General features: G+C 61.5%; 15 protein-coding genes and 1 tRNA gene. 6 read left to right on the top strand and 10 right to left on the bottom strand.

All coding sequences use genetic code 11. The features are described from left to right. The first annotated feature begins 4 nt into the window (after window positions 1-4). The 3 genes from murJ (at window position 5) to C0V74_RS10775 (ending at window position 3,462) form a co-directional block, all read left to right on the top strand. Entirely contained in the window at window positions 5-1,600 is a 1,596-nt protein-coding gene (gene murJ / locus C0V74_RS10785; protein ID WP_143251761.1) for a murein biosynthesis integral membrane protein MurJ, read from the top strand. A 3-nt stretch (window positions 1,601-1,603) separates the two neighbouring features. Next, on the top strand, window positions 1,604-2,605 hold the full coding sequence (trpS, locus tag C0V74_RS10780; RefSeq protein ID WP_143251760.1) for a tryptophan--tRNA ligase: 1,002 nt from the start codon (window positions 1,604-1,606) through the stop codon (window positions 2,603-2,605). 155 nt (window positions 2,606-2,760) lie between these two features. Further along, entirely contained in the window at window positions 2,761-3,462 is a 702-nt protein-coding gene (locus C0V74_RS10775) for a DUF4136 domain-containing protein (RefSeq protein WP_143251759.1), read from the top strand. A gap of 73 nt (window positions 3,463-3,535) precedes the next feature. Here C0V74_RS10775 and C0V74_RS10770 read toward each other — a convergent pair whose 3' ends face one another. From C0V74_RS10770 to C0V74_RS10760, 3 genes are all read right to left on the bottom strand, one after another. Further along, window positions 3,536-4,090, bottom strand: coding sequence for a GNAT family N-acetyltransferase (locus C0V74_RS10770; protein ID WP_143251758.1), 555 nt, complete (start codon window positions 4,088-4,090; stop codon window positions 3,536-3,538). Further along, on the bottom strand, window positions 4,077-5,255 hold the full coding sequence (locus C0V74_RS10765) for an aromatic amino acid transaminase (protein ID WP_143251757.1): 1,179 nt from the start codon (window positions 5,253-5,255) through the stop codon (window positions 4,077-4,079). Before C0V74_RS10765 ends, C0V74_RS10770 begins: the two co-directional genes overlap by 14 nt. Window positions 5,256-5,344: 89 nt before the next feature. Beyond that, complete coding sequence (locus tag C0V74_RS10760; RefSeq protein ID WP_143251756.1) at window positions 5,345-6,157, bottom strand: DUF1134 domain-containing protein; 813 nt, start codon at window positions 6,155-6,157, stop codon at window positions 5,345-5,347. 184 nt (window positions 6,158-6,341) lie between these two features. Here C0V74_RS10760 and C0V74_RS10755 point away from each other — a divergent pair. The 3 genes from C0V74_RS10755 to C0V74_RS10745 all read left to right on the top strand — a co-directional run bounded on the left by C0V74_RS10755 (window position 6,342) and on the right by C0V74_RS10745 (window position 8,453). Further along, a tRNA-Ser gene (locus C0V74_RS10755) sits at window positions 6,342-6,434 on the top strand. An 816-nt stretch (window positions 6,435-7,250) separates the two neighbouring features. Beyond that, window positions 7,251-7,484, top strand: coding sequence for a hypothetical protein (locus tag C0V74_RS10750; protein ID WP_143251755.1), 234 nt, complete (start codon window positions 7,251-7,253; stop codon window positions 7,482-7,484). Between the two features lie 303 nt (window positions 7,485-7,787). Continuing rightward, window positions 7,788-8,453, top strand: coding sequence for a hypothetical protein (locus C0V74_RS10745; RefSeq protein WP_143251754.1), 666 nt, complete (start codon window positions 7,788-7,790; stop codon window positions 8,451-8,453). Between the two features lie 98 nt (window positions 8,454-8,551). Here C0V74_RS10745 and C0V74_RS10740 read toward each other — a convergent pair whose 3' ends face one another. From C0V74_RS10740 to C0V74_RS10710, 7 genes are all read right to left on the bottom strand, one after another. After that, window positions 8,552-9,865, bottom strand: a complete 1,314-nt coding sequence (locus tag C0V74_RS10740) for a DNA-processing protein DprA (protein WP_246844842.1) — start codon at window positions 9,863-9,865, stop codon at window positions 8,552-8,554. Next, on the bottom strand, window positions 9,865-11,943 hold the full coding sequence (locus tag C0V74_RS10735) for a RecQ family ATP-dependent DNA helicase (RefSeq protein ID WP_143251752.1): 2,079 nt from the start codon (window positions 11,941-11,943) through the stop codon (window positions 9,865-9,867). Before C0V74_RS10735 ends, C0V74_RS10740 begins: the two co-directional genes overlap by 1 nt. 165 nt (window positions 11,944-12,108) lie before the next feature. Next, complete coding sequence (locus C0V74_RS10730) at window positions 12,109-12,597, bottom strand: hypothetical protein (RefSeq protein ID WP_143251751.1); 489 nt, start codon at window positions 12,595-12,597, stop codon at window positions 12,109-12,111. A gap of 99 nt (window positions 12,598-12,696) precedes the next feature. After that, the gene (locus C0V74_RS10725) at window positions 12,697-13,155 is read right to left on the bottom strand and encodes a hypothetical protein (RefSeq protein WP_143251750.1); all 459 of its coding nucleotides are present in this window, start codon (window positions 13,153-13,155) and stop codon (window positions 12,697-12,699) included. Window positions 13,156-13,286: 131 nt separating this feature from the next. Next, window positions 13,287-13,958, bottom strand: a complete 672-nt coding sequence (locus C0V74_RS10720) for a hypothetical protein (protein ID WP_143251749.1) — start codon at window positions 13,956-13,958, stop codon at window positions 13,287-13,289. A gap of 217 nt (window positions 13,959-14,175) precedes the next feature. Next, window positions 14,176-14,823, bottom strand: coding sequence for a hypothetical protein (locus tag C0V74_RS10715; RefSeq protein ID WP_210413407.1), 648 nt, complete (start codon window positions 14,821-14,823; stop codon window positions 14,176-14,178). A gap of 262 nt (window positions 14,824-15,085) precedes the next feature. Beyond that, a complete protein-coding gene (locus C0V74_RS10710) occupies window positions 15,086-16,342 on the bottom strand; it encodes a site-specific integrase (RefSeq protein WP_143252273.1) in 1,257 nt (418 codons plus the stop codon). Between the last annotated feature and the right edge of the window lie 213 nt (window positions 16,343-16,555).

Genomic DNA, 16,555 nt, shown 5'->3' with positions numbered 1-16,555 from the left:
CCGCATGACCAGCCTCGTCCGCAGCGTCGGCACGATCGGCGGCCTGACCGCGATCAGCCGCGTGTTCGGCTTCGTGCGCGACATGCTGCTCGCTCGCGTGCTGGGCGCCGGGCTGGCGGCGGATGCGTGGCAGCTGGCCTTCACCCTGCCCAACACCTTCCGGCGGCTGTTCGCGGAAGGCGCGTTCAGCGTGGCGTTCGTGCCGATGTATTCGCGCACGCTGCACGGGGACGGCGGGGAAGAAGGCGCGGACCGGTTCGCTGGTGACGTGCTGAGCGTGTTCGTCTGGGTGCTGCTGGCGTTCTCCGCCGTCTGCATGATCGTGATGCCGGGGATCGTCTGGCTGCTCGCCCGCGAATACGGCGAGGTGCCGGGCAAGTTCGAGCTGTCGGTCGAACTCAGCCGGATGACCTTTCCCTACCTGGCGCTGGTCAGCCTGGTCGCGATGCTGTCGGGCGTGCTCAATGCGCGCAGCCGCTTCGGTCCGGGTGCCTTTGCGCCGGTGTTCCTCAACATCGTGATGATCGGCGGTATCCTGGTCGGCTGGTACCTGCGCGGCGATGACGGCAGCGACTCCGTGGTTGCCTGGGCGCTGGCGATCTCGCTGTCGCTGTCGGGCGTGGTCCAGCTCGCTTACATGAGCTGGTCGGCCAGGCGCGCGGGGGTGCGGCTGGCGATCCGGCGCCCGCGCTTCACGCCGGAAGTCAAGCGGCTGGGGATGCTGATCCTGCCGGCCACCTTTGGCGCGGGCATCTACCAGATCAGCCAGCTGGTCGACACGTTCTTCGCCACTTCGCTGCCGCAGGGTTCACTGACGCTGCTGAAGCTGGCCGACCGGCTGAACCAGATGCCGCTGGGCATCTTCGGCATCGCGCTCGGCACCGCGATCCTGCCGATGCTGGCGCGGCACATCCAGCAGGACAACAAGGCGGAAGCGCAACGCCTGCAGGGGAATGCGGTGGAGATCGGGACGCTGCTGACCCTGCCCGCCGCGGTCGCGCTGGCGATCTGCGCCCCGGCGTTCGTCACCGCGTTCTTCGTCGGCGGCAAGATGACCCTGGCCGACGGCGCGGTGATGGCCAATATCGTGGTGGCGCTGGTCTGCGGTTTGCCCGCCTATGTGCTGGTCAAGGTGTTCCAGCCGGCGTTCTTCAGCCGCGAAGATACCCGCACCCCGGTGCTGGTCGCCGCGGGGGCGCTGACGGTGAACATCGCGCTCAATTTCTATGTCGTGCCGCGTTACGGCATCGTCGGCCTCGCCGCTGCGACGGCGGTGACCGCCACGCTCAACGTGCTGACGCTGTACGCCGTGCTGCAGATGCGCGGGTGGTTCCGATTGACGGGCAAGCTGGCAGGCAAGATCGCGCGCCAGCTGCTGGCGACGGCGGTCATGGCTGCGTTTCTGTGGTGGCTAATGCCGCTGCTTGGCGATCGCTACGGCGGCAGCGTGGTGGAGCGCGTCTGGTCGCTCGCGGTGCTGGTTGCCGGCGGCGGCACGGTGTTCTTCGCCGCCGCATTCGTGCTCGGCGCGCTCGACAAGGACCTGCTCGCCCAGCTACGGCGCCGGCGGCCCGCACAACCGGTCGATCTTTCGGAATAATCCATGCGTGTCGTCTCCGGCATCCAGCCCACCGGCAACCTTCATCTCGGCAACTACCTGGGCGCGATCCGCAACTGGGTGCGGATGCAGGACGAACTTCCGCAAGGCAGCCAGGCGCTGTTCTTCCTGGCTGACCTGCACGCGATCAGCATGGCCCACGATCCGGCCGAACTGAAGCGCGCGACGCTGGAGATGGCGGCGGCGCTGGTTGCCTGCGGGATCGACCCCGCCCGCTCGATCCTGTTCAACCAGGCGCAGGTGCCCGCGCATGCGGAGCTCCAATGGCTGCTCAACGGTACCGCCCGCATGGGTTGGCTCAACCGGATGACGCAGTGGAAGGACAAGGCGGGCAAGAACCGCGAGGGCCAGTCGGTCGCGCTGTTCGCTTATCCGGTGCTTCAGGCCGCCGACGTGCTGCTCTACCAGGCGACTCACGTGCCGGTGGGTGAGGACCAGAAGCAGCATCTGGAACTGGCCCGCGACATCGCACAAAAATTCAACAACGATTTCGGCGAGACTTTCACCGCCCCCGACCCGATCATCCCGCCCGGCGCGGCCCGGATCATGAGCCTGCGCGACGGCGGCGCCAAGATGAGCAAGTCCGATCCATCCGACATGAGCCGGATCAACCTGGTCGATGATGCCGATCTGGTCATGCAGAAGGTCAGGAAAGCGAAAACCGACGCCGAGCCGCTGCCATCGGAGGCGGCAGGATTGGAAGGGCGGACCGAAGCCCTCAACCTGGTGACGATCTATAGCGCGCTCTCGGGCGAAAGCACCGGGCAGGTACTGGCTCGCTTCGGCGGACAGGGGTTCGGCGCGTTCAAGCCGGCGCTGGGAGAACTGCTGGTGGAAACGCTGACGCCGATCTCCGCCCGCTTCCGCGAACTGCTGGACGACCGGGAGGAACTGGATGCGATCCTGGCCCGCGGCAGCGCAAAGGCCCGTGAGATCGGCCGCCCGACGCTCGATGCCGCGTACGCTGCACTCGGCCTGGTGCGGTAGCCGTCACCACGACTGGCCTGCTTTTTGCTAAGCCGCCCGTTCAATCTCGGTTCACCGCACCTACTTTACACCCTGCCGCATTGATGACAGCTTGCGCCTGAGGTGGTGGGCCTTGGATAGCTGCGCGTTTGCATCAGGAAAAAGGGGTTCGCACCATGTCCATTCTGACCAATTGGGGTCGCAAGCTGAAGATGATCGCCGTGCCGCTGGCACTCGGCGCACTGGCGGCTTGTGCGACCCCGTTCAACGCCAACGTGCAGCGTTTCCAAAGTGCGCTGCCCGCTCCGCAGGGCCAGACCTTCACCGTCGTGGCCGACGACCCGGCGCTGGCTGGCGGCCTCGAATTCTCGCAGTACGCCCATCAGGTCGCCGACCGGATGGCCGCGCTCGGCTATACGCCGGTGAACGATGTGCAGAGCGCCGACCTGCTGGTCCGCTTCGACTATGGTGTCGATCGCGGCCGTGAGCGCGTGCGCCGGACCGGCTTCGTCGATCCGTTCTATAGTCCCTGGTACGGCTATAGCCGCTTCGGGTATCGCGGCTTCTACCGGCCGGGCTACTACGGCCGCGGCTATTTCGCCCGTCCGTGGAGCTATGGCTTCCACGATCCGTTCTTCGACAACGGGCTGGACGTCTACACCGTCTACACCAGCGGCATCGACTTGAAGATCGACCGCCGCGCCACCGGCGAGCGTCTGTTCGAAGGCAAGGCCGAAGCGGTCTCCACCTCCAACCGCCTGCCGTATCTGGTGCCGAACCTGGTGCAGGCGCTGTTCACCGACTTCCCCGGCCGCAGCGGCGAAACCGTGCGCATCTCGGTGGCGCCGGAGAACCAGGCGGCCCAGCGCCGGCGCTGAACCGGACGACCTCCGACAGACTTTGAGCACGAAGGGCGGGCCGCAGCGATGCGGTCCGCCTTTTTCATTTGCGCTAGGCCAGCGGACCTGCAGCGAAGGCCGCGCGGTCAATCTCGTAGATCACATGCCGCGCGGGGCCGGCCGGCAGCTGGGTGATGTCGATCCGATCGGTCAGTCGGCCGCCGATCTTCTCCATCGCGCCGCGCGACCGCCGGTTGCCCTCGCCCACGCGGAACACCGCGCGTTCCACGCTGGCCAGCGCATGCGCCAGCATCAGCCGCTTCAGTTCGGCGTTGCAGGCACCGCCCCAGTGCGACCGGGCGAGGAAGGTCCAGCCGATCTCCACCGAGCCGCCATCCACCGGATCGAGGTTCTGGAAGCGTGAGGAGCCGATCACCGCGCCGCTTGCCCGGTCGATCACCACCAGCGCGCCGCCCTGCGCCAGCGCGTCTTCGAAATACGCGCGAAACACCGGTTCCTGCCACCGGTCGCTCGCCGGATGTTGCTCCCAGATCAGCGGATCGGCGGCGACAGCATAGAGCGCATCCCAATCGTCGGCGCGCAGCGGCCGCAGCAGCAGCCGCTCGCCGGTCAAGGTCGGCTGGCGGTCGAGCTCAGCCGGCGACATCGGCGAGCGCACCGATGAACTTGTCGAGGTTGCCTTGCGTCAGGCCCGCGATGTTGATCCGCCCCGATCCGGCCATGTAGATGGCGTGGTCGCTCCGCAGCCGCGCGATCCGGTCCTTGTCCAGCGGCAGCATCGAGAACAATCCGTTCTGGCTGCCAAGTGCCGTCAGGTCGAGCGTGCCGACCCGGCCCGCCGCCGCCAACCGGTCGCGCACCTGGCGCATGCGGCGGCGCATGGTGCCGAGTTCGTCCAGCCACTGGGCGGTCAGCGCCTCGTCCTCCAGCACCAGCCGCACCGCCGCAGCGCCATGGTCGGGCGGCATCGACCAGTTCGCCCGGGCGAGCGCGGCGGCGTTTGACATGATTGCCGGCAGCTGGCTGCCATCCTGCGCGACGGCGTAGAACGCGCCCACGCGGTCGCGGTAAAGGCCAAAGTTCTTGTCGCAGCTGTAGGCGACGAGCGCTTCGGGCACGGCAGCCAGAACGGCGCGCAGCCCGTGCGCGTCTTTCTCCATCCCAAAGCCGAGCCCCTGATACGCAAGATCGATGATCGGCAGCGCCTTGCTCGCGGCCAGTGCCGCGGCGATTTCGTGCCACTGGTCGGGCGTGTAATCGATCCCGGTCGGATTGTGGCAGCAACCGTGAAGCAGCACCGCATCGCCCGCGCGCGCGTCGCGGATCACTTGCAGAACGGCATCGGCGTTGGCTGTGCCATCGGCACACGCATGATCGAATGGCGCCATTTCGAGCGGAAGGTCGGCCAAAATCTGCGCGTGGTTGGGCCAGCTCGGCACGCCCAGATGGACGCGGGTGATGCCAGCAGCCTTGGCCAGCGCGACCGCGATCCGCACCGCGCCGGTGCCGCCGGGGGTCTGGATCCCCTGCACCCGCCCGCCCATCGAGGGATCGTCCTTGCCGAAGACATAGGGCATCAGGCCCTCGACAAACCCCATGTCGCCTTCCGGTCCGAGGTAGGACTTGGACGCCTGGCTCGTGACCAGCCGCCGCTCGGCCTCCTTGATGGCGGCGAATACCGGCGTCTCGCCCTCGTCGGTGCGGTACACGCCCACGCCGAGGTCGATCTTGTCCCCGCGCGGATCGGCCGCATAGAGCTTGATCAGCGCGAGCAGCGCGTCGGGGGCGGCGGGGTTGAGGCGTTCCAGCATGGCGCGCCGGTTTACCGCAAGCGAAAGGGGCCGCAACCGGTAACCGGCCACGACCCCCTGCAAGGCGGCGCTAAAAAATGTTTAGCGCGTCAAAACGGCAGCCAGCGCTGCTTCTTGGAAAACTTCATGTAGCCGGCGTTGATGCCAAGGCGCAGCCCGGCGCCGACGCGGATGGGGATGAGCACCGTGTTGCCCTTGCGCATGTACGACGCGTTGAGGCCACCGATCACGTACGCCGCGCCCTCGCCCGCCGGATAGCGCTCGAACAGTTCCTCGGTGTCGTAGAGGTTGTAGACCAGCACGAAGGTGTTGCCTGCGTTGGCGCCCGCGTCGAACCCGATCGAGGGCCCCGTCCAGTACACCGGCCGCTGGCCTTCCACCTTATGGTAAAGCGTGCCCGAACCGTAGCGCGCACCGACCACGAACGCGCCGCCGGCTTCGCGTCCGACGATGTAGGCGTTGGGCTCGCCCTGCTTGGCGAGCAGGTCCTCGATCATCCGCGCGACACCTTCGGCGCCCTTGCCGAACACGCCTTCGGCCGCGCCGATCAGATCGTCTTTCTTATACGTATCTCCCTGCGCCGCCGCGACCGCAGGCTGCCCTGCGGCCTGACTCGCGGCAACCGAGGGATCGCCGCTGGTGACCACCGGATCGGCCCAGTCCGCCGCCGTTTCGGCAGGCACGCCGTCCGGCGGCGTCGCGGTATAGGTCGTAGAGCCGTCATAAGGCGCGGGCTCACCCGGGTTTTCGCCCGGCGCCTGCTGCGGCTGGGCGAGATCGGCGTCGATCCCGCCGTTCGGATCGACCGTTTCGATCTGCGCCACGGCCGGCGACGCGGCCAGCGCCGCTGCGGTCAGCGCTGCCGTCCAGGCGCGGCGCGCGGTGCGCGAGAAAGTCCCCATGATGTCCCTCCGTCTCCCGCGTCGCGGGGTTCCAGTCGGCAAGAGAGGCGCTGGCCGGTGAAGCGGCAATGAATGCGCGGCGAGACGAATCCGTTTTGCGGCGAAACGAGTCGCCTAACCGTGCTTTCCAGCCCTTGCCGCCCCCCAACCCCCTCGCTATAGGGCCCGCTCGCCGCTGCGATCCGGAGACGTGGGTGAGTGGCTGAAACCAACGGTTTGCTAAACCGTCGTACTGGTAAATCCGGTACCGAGGGTTCGAATCCCTCCGTCTCCGCCACTCTTCATTGGAAAAGCAGCGTTTTCTCCGACGAAGCCTGATCGTGCCCATTCCGATGCCCACTTCAAGTGCGGCTTCCTGCGCACAATGGCGAACATTGCGTGTTTGAACGAGGCAAGCCGACGGATGTTGGCTCGACACGAATTGCACCCCCTTCTTCCTAGATTTTACGGATGCTCTTCCGTCGTAACAGCGCATATGCTCGGTGTTTGGAGAGACTTGCATGGCAGATGACTGGATAGGTGCTCGCGCAGCAGTGACGAAGCTTGCGCCTCATGTCGGCGGAGACGCTAGCGCGAAAGCACTCCTTGCAGACCGCCTCAAAGATCGCGCGATCGAAGTCAGTTGCTTCTACATGACAGAGTCGATTGATGTTGGCGCGATCCCATCTGTTGATATCGATTTACCGCCTGCAGTCGCACCAGCGGTTGTAGACACAGCGACGAGAGTCACGCCATTTGAGCCGCGATTCCCGCAGGTCTCTCAGACTAATTTTGGAACGTGGTATGTCCTGTTTGAGTCTCCGCGTCCGCCCCGCCGCATGATCCTTGGCGGGGCTATTCCCCGGCACAGTGCGGATTGGAAAAAAGACTCGGAGAGGTGGGACTGGGGAACAGGCAACTTCGTCTTTAGCAGTCCTGCACCTGTGCGAGGCGGGAACTTGCCTTCAGACCTCCCACTGCGCCTACGTTTCGGGACAAGGTACGTCACGAATTGTCAGCGCACGTGGTAGCTCACGTCCCGGACATCGCTGGAACCGAGGTGCGGCGAAGGTTCATATTGCGCCACGAGACCGGACTGACCTCACGACGGACAATGACCATCATCAAGTCGCACATCCGCGCTGGTTGCCCGGTAATGATGCTCATTTGGGGGTCTTACAACCATTGTACTGTGGCCGTTGGATTCACCCCATCTCGTCTGCTGCTTTTCGATAGCTCAGGGTTCAAATGGGTCTACTTTCGCAGCCTGGGCCTTCACCATGCGAGATCGAACAAGCTACACCAGATCGCCAGATGGAGCGCCATGACGATCACCTCTGCGCCATGAAATTGAAATGGAAAGGGGATTGGCCCCATTTTGCTTGCGCTGCCCCCGTACGCCAAAAATTGGAGGGAAATTTCGCCCTTCTGAGCGCCTGATGGACCATCTGATCATACCGCCCATCGCCTGCTTCCTGGCATAATTCCGAGAAAGCACTATCAGTTGCCGAGCTGCGCTAGTCCACATGCTCAATATCAGGTGCACGTATCGGCCGCGCGGGACCAGCACTTTTGCCGTAATCCACTATGATCTCGCCAAAAAAACGCCACAAGACAGGAACGAGGCTGTCACACGAATTTGTGAGGTAAAATGGCGACTTCTGCGATCGCGGCCGCTGGGAGTGCGACCGCAACGATCAGTGAGAAAACCGTAGAACTCAACCTCTCGATTGAGATCGCAAATTTTCTATTTGCCCGTCATCGCCGCCCCGCATTCGCGTGGGGCCCGACATTGCGGGAGGAAGCTCGTTGGGGGTTTGATGCGGCCTACGGTCTGCAAGGGCGCTTCATTTATATTCAGTTTAAGCGGGCTTACCCGGAAGGCGCCGGACACCTTTTTCATCTCAATCGCACCAAAGCGCGAGATCAGCACCAAAAGTTACAAGCATTGGAGCTGGCCGGAGTGGCTGTCCGTTATGCACTTCCGCGATTTACAACCATGCATCACATTGAGCGATATCGCCGACGCTTGTTGATCCCTCCGCACACGGCTTGGCTTAGACCATCGCAGATACCCGTACCGAACGCGGGCGTGGGCCACCACGACCTTCACATACACCGGCATAGACGCTGGCTAACCTCCGATCCTGTCGAGATGGATTCTGGGGATGATAACCCGTTTCTCGGCGGCCGAGCGGAAGAATTCACCGCTTTTGACGACGGCGGCGCTGAACACTGGGCTCAAATCTTTGAAAAAGTCTTTGGAGATGACCGAGACAGCACTCGAGGTGCTTCCCTCATCTTTCTTCCGCTTTAGTATGTCTCGAAAAGGGCCGTGAGGCGGGTGCTCCGCGCGGATTTTCGCTGAGTAGCGGACCCGATGCGCAGTCAAATCGAACCTGATCTCAAATAATATCAGAGCAGTTTCGAGGGGCTGATTACGTATCCGGCGGGCTTTTTGACCTTTTGAAGAAAGCCGTCACGTACCAGTCTCTCCAGCCACGCTTTGGCCAATGGTACTGGGACGCGCAGTGCCTCCGCAAGGTCAACATTCTTGATCGGTTCCCGTGCGATCTCGGCGATAATTGAGCGAGCAGCCTCAAACAGCCGTTCCGCAGGGTCTTCCGCCGGCGGAGCATCGGGCGGTGCATTCTCGTGCTCGCATTCACCGATAACAGTTGCGTCGCATGACGCAGCGTTGTGCTCGGCCCGCGTGATTGGAGCTGGCTCAGACGATCCAGGTAAGGTCTCTCGAGTGGCCAGCGGCAGCTGCCCTTCTTTTCGCTGTTCCTCGGGCATGTCGAGCAGATTGCGCAAGTCGCTTGGTATCGTCGGGTTTGGCCAAGGGATGGCGCCATTAGCCAGCAGCGCGTCCAAACCACGCTGTGGTGTCCCCGTTGACCGGACATACACCCGAACGAGCTTTAGCTTCCTGAGTTGCTCGATAGCTCCGGCCCACGTACCGCCTTTTTCGACGTCTGAACTGACCACGAGCGCAGCGTCCGCTAACGCATAAACGATCTTGTTGCGCTGCATCGCATGACCTCGGTTGAAACCGGCATTTGGATCATACGGGGACACAAGGATGAGCTGACCGTCTAGGAGCATGTCTCGGTGTTCGCGCGTCATAACTTGTCGCTCGAGGCTGTCGGTCAACACACCGCATACCCTACCCCCCGCCTCCAGCGCCCCGCGCATGGCCGCCTGGTCAATACCTCGGGCGCCCCCCGAAACGATCGGTCTATTTGCCTGAGCGGCAAGGGATCCGACGTCTATCGCATAATCAGTAAGCTCGTCATCGACGTGACGGGAGCCCACAACAGCTAGTCCACCTCGGTTGAGGTCGGCCACCTCTCCGCAGCCGTACAGCAAGGCAGGCGCTTGGCTCCGCAGCCTTGCTTTTAACCGCTTAGGATATTCGGAATCTGCCCGGCTCACGACCCAAATTGCGCGCTGCCGCCAACGGTCAACTGCCTGACCTAGCTGCAAACCGCGGCCTAACAGCTGCTGCAGACGATTGGGGTCGATAAAGGTCCGAGTTTGCTCAGCTACCCCTGCGGCGTTTGGTCCGAGCAGATCGGAAGGCTGGCATCCCAATTCATGGAGACGCTGGGCAAATGTCTTGTACTCGCCGGGGGATAGTAGCTCGGCCGCAGGCGTTCCGCGCCCGACAATGAGTGGGGCAGTCAGGAGCAAGATCGCTTTAGTGTTGGTCGAGAGCGGTGGCATCAATCGCCCTGTCCTGTTTGCGCCAGCGCTAGGGGATACACTTCCCCTGCCCCATTCAACCGCAGTAGCCAGGCCGCGACTGTCAGCGTCCAACGAGAGTCCACCATGTCATCAACGAGGAGCACAGGGCCGGCTGGGATCGCAATACCGCTCAGTCCCAGAGATCCATCGACGTTTCGCGCCTGCTGAGTGCTGTTCGCCATTGATTTCTGCTCGGGCCTCTCGTCGGTCTTTTCGAGCACCACGTGAAACGGAAGCCCGATGGCGGCGGCTAGGCGTGACGCGAAATCAGGCACGAGCTCTTGGTGTCTTAGAGATGGAATGCATGTGATCCAAGTCGGTGCGGGCTGCGGATTCCATTCCTTGATCATAGCAGCCATTGCCGCGACCAAGTCATCCGAAAAGCTGCCATCTTCATATTTGCCACGGCGTACGAGGCCGCCCCAACCTGCGTCGCCCCAGACGCACAACGCTTTCCCTGGGCTGGCGCGGAACGCTTCCGGGATCGTCCCGCCAACTGCGTAGTGTGCTAAGCCACCGACAGGCCACCGTTTGCGCGGCTCGATTGGCAGACTGGTACGCCGAAGGAAAGCGACTGCTCGATTGACCAACTCGTCGTCAAGGTCAGCGGACAGCTGTGGCAACCGCGGGGCCGGGACATTGCTGTCATCGCCATCGAGACTTTGGATAAGAAAATCCATGTGGTGACCAAACGGCAAGTCTACATAATCTTGCATCTGCTGCGCTTCCTCGCGTCGCAGGTCGGTGAGCCGCTCAGCGCGATCCCAAAAATCTTGGCTTAGCGTCGCAGCGGTCAGCTGCCACTTGGTGCCCTGCTTCGCGATCGGCGCGGGCGACTCCAACCCAAGCAGAGCGATAGTTTTTTCAATCCGCCCTCCGCTCAAATTAACCTCTCCCATCAGTTGCGGAACCGATAGGCCGTCTGGCGCGGCTGCCATCGCCTGTAGCACCAGAGAGACCTCTTCTTGGGTCGGGAAGGCGCTGCGGATGAAGTACTCGGTGATGTCCCTCTCTTCGTGACCGCTCAGCAGCACCCCGTAGGCATCATCAAGCGCACGGCCCGCGCGGCCGACCTGCTGGTAATAAGCGACTACGGATCCCGGCGTCTGGTAATGTATTACGAAAGCCAAGTCCGGCTTGTCATAGCCCATCCCCAGCGCCGTGGTCGCCACTACGGCTTTATATCGGTTTTGGAGTAGGCCCTGTTCGATCTCTTCGCGTCGGTCACCTGTCTCGCCGGTATAAGCTTCGACTGTATAACCGCACGATTTCAGCCATTCGGTAACCAGCACAGCGTCACGCACCGTCAAGGTGTATACGATGCCGCTGCCCTCCAATTCGCCAAGTTTGTCGGCGAGCCACGCCAGCCGAGCTGCTTGAGTCGGGAGGCGGAGCGTTTGCAGCGTGAGCGACGTCCGAGCTAACTCTCCGCGAGACACATGTATGTCGGGGCCGAGGACTTGCGCTAAGTCCTCCATCACCCTGTTATTCGCTGTCGCCGTGGTTGCCAGGAGCCGCAAATTCGGAGGCAAATTTGCAATCACCCGTTCGAGAAGTCGGTAGTGAGGTCTGAAGTCATGACCCCAGTCAGAGATACAGTGCGCCTCATCAACCACGATAAGTGACGTCACGGCCGAGAGGGGGGCGAGCACTTGGGCTTGAAAGCGCTCATTGGCCAGCCGCTCAGGCGAAATAAGTAAGATGTCCACATCGCCGTTGCGCACACGCTGTTCTACGGCCGCCCAATCGTCAGCGTTATCACTGTTGATGGTCGCGGCACGGACACCCATGCGGTGGGCCGCAGCAATTTGGTTGCGCATTAGCGAGAGCAGGGGGGAGATGAGCAATGCCGGCCCTAAGCCCTGCTCACGAAGTAGCTTAACCGCGATGAAGTAGACGAAGCTCTTGCCCCAGCCAGTCTTTTGCACAACCAGCAGGCGGCCGCGTCCTTCCACTACATGTCGGATAGCGTCCTCTTGGCCGTCACGGAACTCGGCCGTAGCCTGCCCGGACCCAAGCCTGAGCAATTGAAGCGCGCGATCAGCATCGTAGGCCATAATGCAATCCATCCATCACAAGGTCAGGCCCGCTTATGTGGCAAAAATGGGAGAAAGCACTATCAGCCGTTCTCGCGGCGGCTTGTGCCCCCGCTCCACTAGGGACCCATCGTCGGACATTCAGGCTTTCAGTGCCTCGATGAGGGGGAAATCGCGTGTACTGATCTAATCCGAGCGCTCGAAGCGCGTGGAATCTGGGCCGCAACGGTGGAGTTCCATCTGATAGCCGTATTCGCCTTCACGGCCGTAGCAGATGTTTGCGTCGGCTAGTTGAGCCGCAACTGGTCCATCGCGCTCGTCACATGCTGTCATGGTTTGTGGATCGTCTCCAGAGCCTCCACGGCACCTGCCGTTCAGATCTTGCCACGTTTCAATCAGCTTCTTCTCTTCGCTAGAGAAAGCGTCAGCGGGTTTTGCAGCCGCCTCGGATTCAGCAGACACGGATGGAGCGGTCTCATGCAACCTTATTGCCTCAGAGCTTTCAACCGGAAGCTCGGTTTCGGCACTTGCCGTTTCCGTCTCGATATCGGGCAAGGTCGTGTCAACGACCTGGGGTTTGTCATCACAGGCCGATACAAAAGCAAAACATAAGGCTGCGGCTAAGAGCGGCCTTCCATTGCTCATCGTCAATTTACCACCGCTGTTTTCTGCCAAATTTTTGTCCGATAATCTTGCTGACCCAAGCCCAACATAGTGCAGTACTGCTGCACTGGTACCATCAGCCCTAACCTAGCACTCGGTTCGGATCAGCCGCTACCTTAACTCAGCCAATTCCCGTTCGGTGATGAGTTGAAGCTCATCGTTGTGGCCTAAATCGGAACTTCGGAACAACAACCTCGAACCACGGCATTCCAAGATCGCGTTAGATTTTTGATCCGGGAAATCTGGAAATGAAAGTGCCACCTTCATAGTTTGTGCGGATACCGAAGTTACCGCCGCATTTGCAGGTGAGGGGCCGCCCTCCCAATAGATGAACTTTGGCGCTCCGCCCCCCTGCATGATTGCGACAACCCCGGAGCCATCGCCACTTTCCTCGGAGAAGCCGACATTAGAGTAGGCCCCCGTGCAGGCGAATTTGGCGCTGTCCTTATCGTCGCTGGCCCGCAGCGCCTCCTCTTTCTTAGCCATCGCAGGAGCACGTTGCTCATCCACGGGAGCATCCTGCGTAGCACCGCCATTAGATTGATCGTCTTCGGGAATCGTGGTGTCCACCACGTCAGGCCTTCGCTCACACCCCGGTAAGAGGCTTAGAACCAAGCCAGCCCAAATGAGTCGGCGAACTCCGGTTGCCTTCAGATGGGAACAAGGAGCTAAAGAATGTAACATCCAAGTGATCTCAAGCTTCATCGCTCATTCTCTGTTTGCTGAACGGAAACCATCCGAACCAGGCGCAGGTTTCGCTCAATTTTTACAAACAGGAAGACGAATATGGTGAGAACGAATCCAAGAAACGCTGACCCAGCTAATGCTGCTGATTTCCAATATTGGCTGGTCGCCTCTGCCACTTCGCTACCTCGCCGATCTAGGTCAGATTGAAAATTCCTGTGATGCCAATCTATTAACTGCAGAACTCTAGTTTCCGAGAGCGGTTGGCCAGCACTTATCTTTAGTTCCTCGCTGAGCAACTTCACACCTTCCGCGTACAGTGCGCCGTCGGCCCCAAACTCATCTGCCCCGTGTTGAAGGGCTTCAACAAACTCATCTTCTTTGATCTTGGATCGATTTCCGAGGTACGCTTTGAAATTCGCTGCCGCCGTGCGAACATCGGGTAATGCAGCAATCTCCATGGTGCTGGTGTTGGAGGATGCTCCAGTAGACGCCAACGGCTTTTGCTGTTCGATGAACTCAGCCAAGTTGCCCCCCGAAGCTTCTGCACTGGTGACGCCGGTCGACCGCACCAACGAAAGAATGGCCAGAGCAAGCGCACCGAGCGCGACGATTAGCGAAAGGCTCGCTACCACTAAGATGACCATTCGCAGGAGCGACAAGTAGCCGCTTTCTAATTTCTCCAGCATTTCAGCTCCCCACTGCTGCAGGGACTCAAGCTACACGACTGATGACCCAGGACAATCTCGAACTTAGAGCGACGAGAACGCCGCAGGGCAGCCGGAACCCCGAGAGGCTCGCGCGACACAATGTCCTAAGTTACCCGTCGATAGGAGCAATCCGCTCTGGGTCAATTCGCACGAACGAGAGGCGTAGCGCGCAACGTGCAGGAGGCGAGGACGAGAGCTAACGCACCAGCAAATCCACGTACTCATCGTCGGGGTCCAAAACGTCGGTGCAACAAGCTCGGATGAGCTTAAGCTTCGCTGGGCCTACCCCCTTGATTGCGAGCAGTTTTGCATCCGGAGCCGCACCAATGGCCCTCGGTGTCGTCAGCCTGGCGGTGCGCAGCTGCACCACTGTGTCATGCACTAGGCTTTCGATCGTAAGAAGGAAGGGAGGTAATAGCTTGTCGGCAACCTTCTCTTTGCCGCCAAGCGGGCCCACAAAGGCCAGCCAGCGGGTCTTCATCAACTCAATTTCCAGCTTCCGGCGGCGAGCCGTGGCGGATTCGTCGGTTTCGACAAGCTGGCGTACGGCAATAAGGAACTGCAAAAATTCGCCGCCGTCAGCTGGTATCTGCCCCACCTCCGATGCCATCGTACCGCCTGGGAGCTCCGGTAGATCGAAGCCGAGCTCCGCCCATGACTTGGGCACAGGGATCCAGATTCCCTCCCACTGCTCGCGCGCGATGACCGGTGGTTCGCTGAAGCCAACATGCTTCTCCCCGTGCCGCAACAGAACTCGCAGGGGAGTCCGCAGCTGCATGGTCGCGCAGAACGTATAGCCAGCCAGGATGTCCGTATCATCTCTGGCATCGAAATGCTGAAGCATGTCATGCCGCTGCTCGATCTGTTTGACCCCCGTTGACCCTCCCACCCGCTCGATCTGGACCTCAGGCCCAGGTGGAGTTCGACTTTGGCTTAACCTCAGTAGAGCGGCGGCAAGTTGACGTAATATCGACATCCATACTCCCCCTTGCCGCTCAAACATCGCCGGGACGAAGCTCTAAGTCATTCAGGTCGATCGTCAGCCTTGAGCAAGATCGACTTCATGGCTCATCCATCATCTGGTGATTACAACGTGGGCCCCTAGCCTATCCCGTCGTAGCGCTGCGCGGTTCTACCTGTAGCGACGACCCGTCCTGCGGGTGCTCATCTATGTTGCCGAGATAGCGGGCCCAGCGCTCCATCAGGCCCCGACGGCGTTCGATCGCCGTTCCCCTGCGGTAGGCCCGCTCAGACTTGTCCCCGATGGCGTGTGCGAGTGCCTGCTCAATTAGTTCACGCGGGAAGTCAGTCGCATCTCCCGCCCAATCCCGGAACGTTGATCGAAAACCATGAGCCGTGATGTCACTGCGGCCCATACGCCGAAGGAGCATTGCCATCGCCATGTTTGAGCGAGCCACCCCGCGGACGTGAAAGACCTTAGTATCGGGTGCTGGCCGATCAGGCCGGAGTGGCTCAAGTAGTTCGATCGCGCGACCTGATAGCGGAACGACGTGTTCCACGCCCGCCTTCATGCGCGTAGCGGGCACCACCCATAGCTCGTTGTCGAGATCGACCTCATCCCACGTGGCCCCGAGCGTTTCTCCGGATCGAGCTGCGGTCAGGATTGTGAACTCAAGCGCGCGCGCCACCGGCGCTTCTCGCTTACGAAGCTCGACCATGAACCCCGGAGCTTCGCGCCAGGGAAGCGCGCTGTGGTGGCCTCTCGTTAGCTTGCCCTGCCTAGGCAGGAGCACATCGAGATGGCCCCGCCATTGGGCCGGGTTCGCAGCATCAACTGGCCGCAAGCCCCGAGCTTTGGCGGCAGCAAGGATCTTTTCAATTCGCCCGCGGACACGGCTAGCGGTCTCCTGCTTGGACATCCAGATTGGCTGCAACGCGGCTAAGACATCGTCGGTCCCAATGTCCCGGATTGGCTTGGCGCTAAGGCTAGCGGCGTGATCGCGCAGGCTGCTTCGCCATTGCTGCCGATGGACCGGGTTTTTCCAACCAGCCTCCACGGACGCGATGTAGCTTTCCGCGAACGCGCCGAAGGTCAGCAGCTCAGCCGTAGGGGCGGACTCTTCCACGGCGATGACAAGGCGCGGGTCTCTCCCAATAGCTACCTCTTCGCGCATTTCTGACGCGATCCTCCGAGCGGTTGCCAGGGAGACGGATGCTTCGGCCCCTAAGCCGATTTCAGCCCGCTTCCCGCCGGTTGCTGTCATGAAAACCCAGGACCGACCACCGGCGGGGGTGATCCGAAGGTACAGCCCGCCTCCGTCAGCGTGGCGACCGGTTTCCTTTAGCGCTGCAACCTGGCGAACCGTCAGCCGGTTAAGAGCTCGGGCCACTACGATCTCCATGAGGATCAAGTGACTGTTGTGCCCACTTTCGTGCCCACTTACAACATGCCTTTGGGCGAACCGCAACGGTCTAGGACGAACATGTCCTCTGATGTATTCCTGCAAGATCAGCCGCTTGCAGCGTCCGCCACGGATCGTGAGAAGCCGCTGGAGGTTAATTCTGGCGGACTCCGTCTCCGCCACCTCGACCTTCAATCCAAATTGACCCCGCCA

Source organism: Altererythrobacter sp. TH136 (genome assembly GCF_007065885.1).
Classification (GTDB): domain Bacteria; phylum Pseudomonadota; class Alphaproteobacteria; order Sphingomonadales; family Sphingomonadaceae; genus Tsuneonella.
Note: the sequence above shows the minus strand (reverse complement) of the source record. Positions and strands in the feature narration are given on the sequence as shown.

Coding starts and splice junctions, on each gene's coding strand:
- C0V74_RS10750 (WP_143251755.1), top strand. CDS start 7,251: ATGACCATCATCAAGTCGCACATCCGCGCTGGTTGCCCGGTAATGATG.
- C0V74_RS10775 (WP_143251759.1), top strand. CDS start 2,761: ATGTCCATTCTGACCAATTGGGGTCGCAAGCTGAAGATGATCGCCGTG.
- C0V74_RS10760 (WP_143251756.1), bottom strand. CDS start 6,157: ATGGGGACTTTCTCGCGCACCGCGCGCCGCGCCTGGACGGCAGCGCTG.
- C0V74_RS10765 (WP_143251757.1), bottom strand. CDS start 5,255: ATGCTGGAACGCCTCAACCCCGCCGCCCCCGACGCGCTGCTCGCGCTG.
- C0V74_RS10715 (WP_210413407.1), bottom strand. CDS start 14,823: ATGCTTCAGCATTTCGATGCCAGAGATGATACGGACATCCTGGCTGGC.
- murJ (WP_143251761.1), top strand. CDS start 5: ATGACCAGCCTCGTCCGCAGCGTCGGCACGATCGGCGGCCTGACCGCG.
- C0V74_RS10745 (WP_143251754.1), top strand. CDS start 7,788: ATGGCGACTTCTGCGATCGCGGCCGCTGGGAGTGCGACCGCAACGATC.
- C0V74_RS10770 (WP_143251758.1), bottom strand. CDS start 4,090: ATGTCGCCGGCTGAGCTCGACCGCCAGCCGACCTTGACCGGCGAGCGG.
- C0V74_RS10735 (WP_143251752.1), bottom strand. CDS start 11,943: ATGGCCTACGATGCTGATCGCGCGCTTCAATTGCTCAGGCTTGGGTCC.
- C0V74_RS10720 (WP_143251749.1), bottom strand. CDS start 13,958: ATGCTGGAGAAATTAGAAAGCGGCTACTTGTCGCTCCTGCGAATGGTC.
- C0V74_RS10710 (WP_143252273.1), bottom strand. CDS start 16,342: ATGGAGATCGTAGTGGCCCGAGCTCTTAACCGGCTGACGGTTCGCCAG.
- trpS (WP_143251760.1), top strand. CDS start 1,604: ATGCGTGTCGTCTCCGGCATCCAGCCCACCGGCAACCTTCATCTCGGC.
- C0V74_RS10740 (WP_246844842.1), bottom strand. CDS start 9,865: ATGCCACCGCTCTCGACCAACACTAAAGCGATCTTGCTCCTGACTGCC.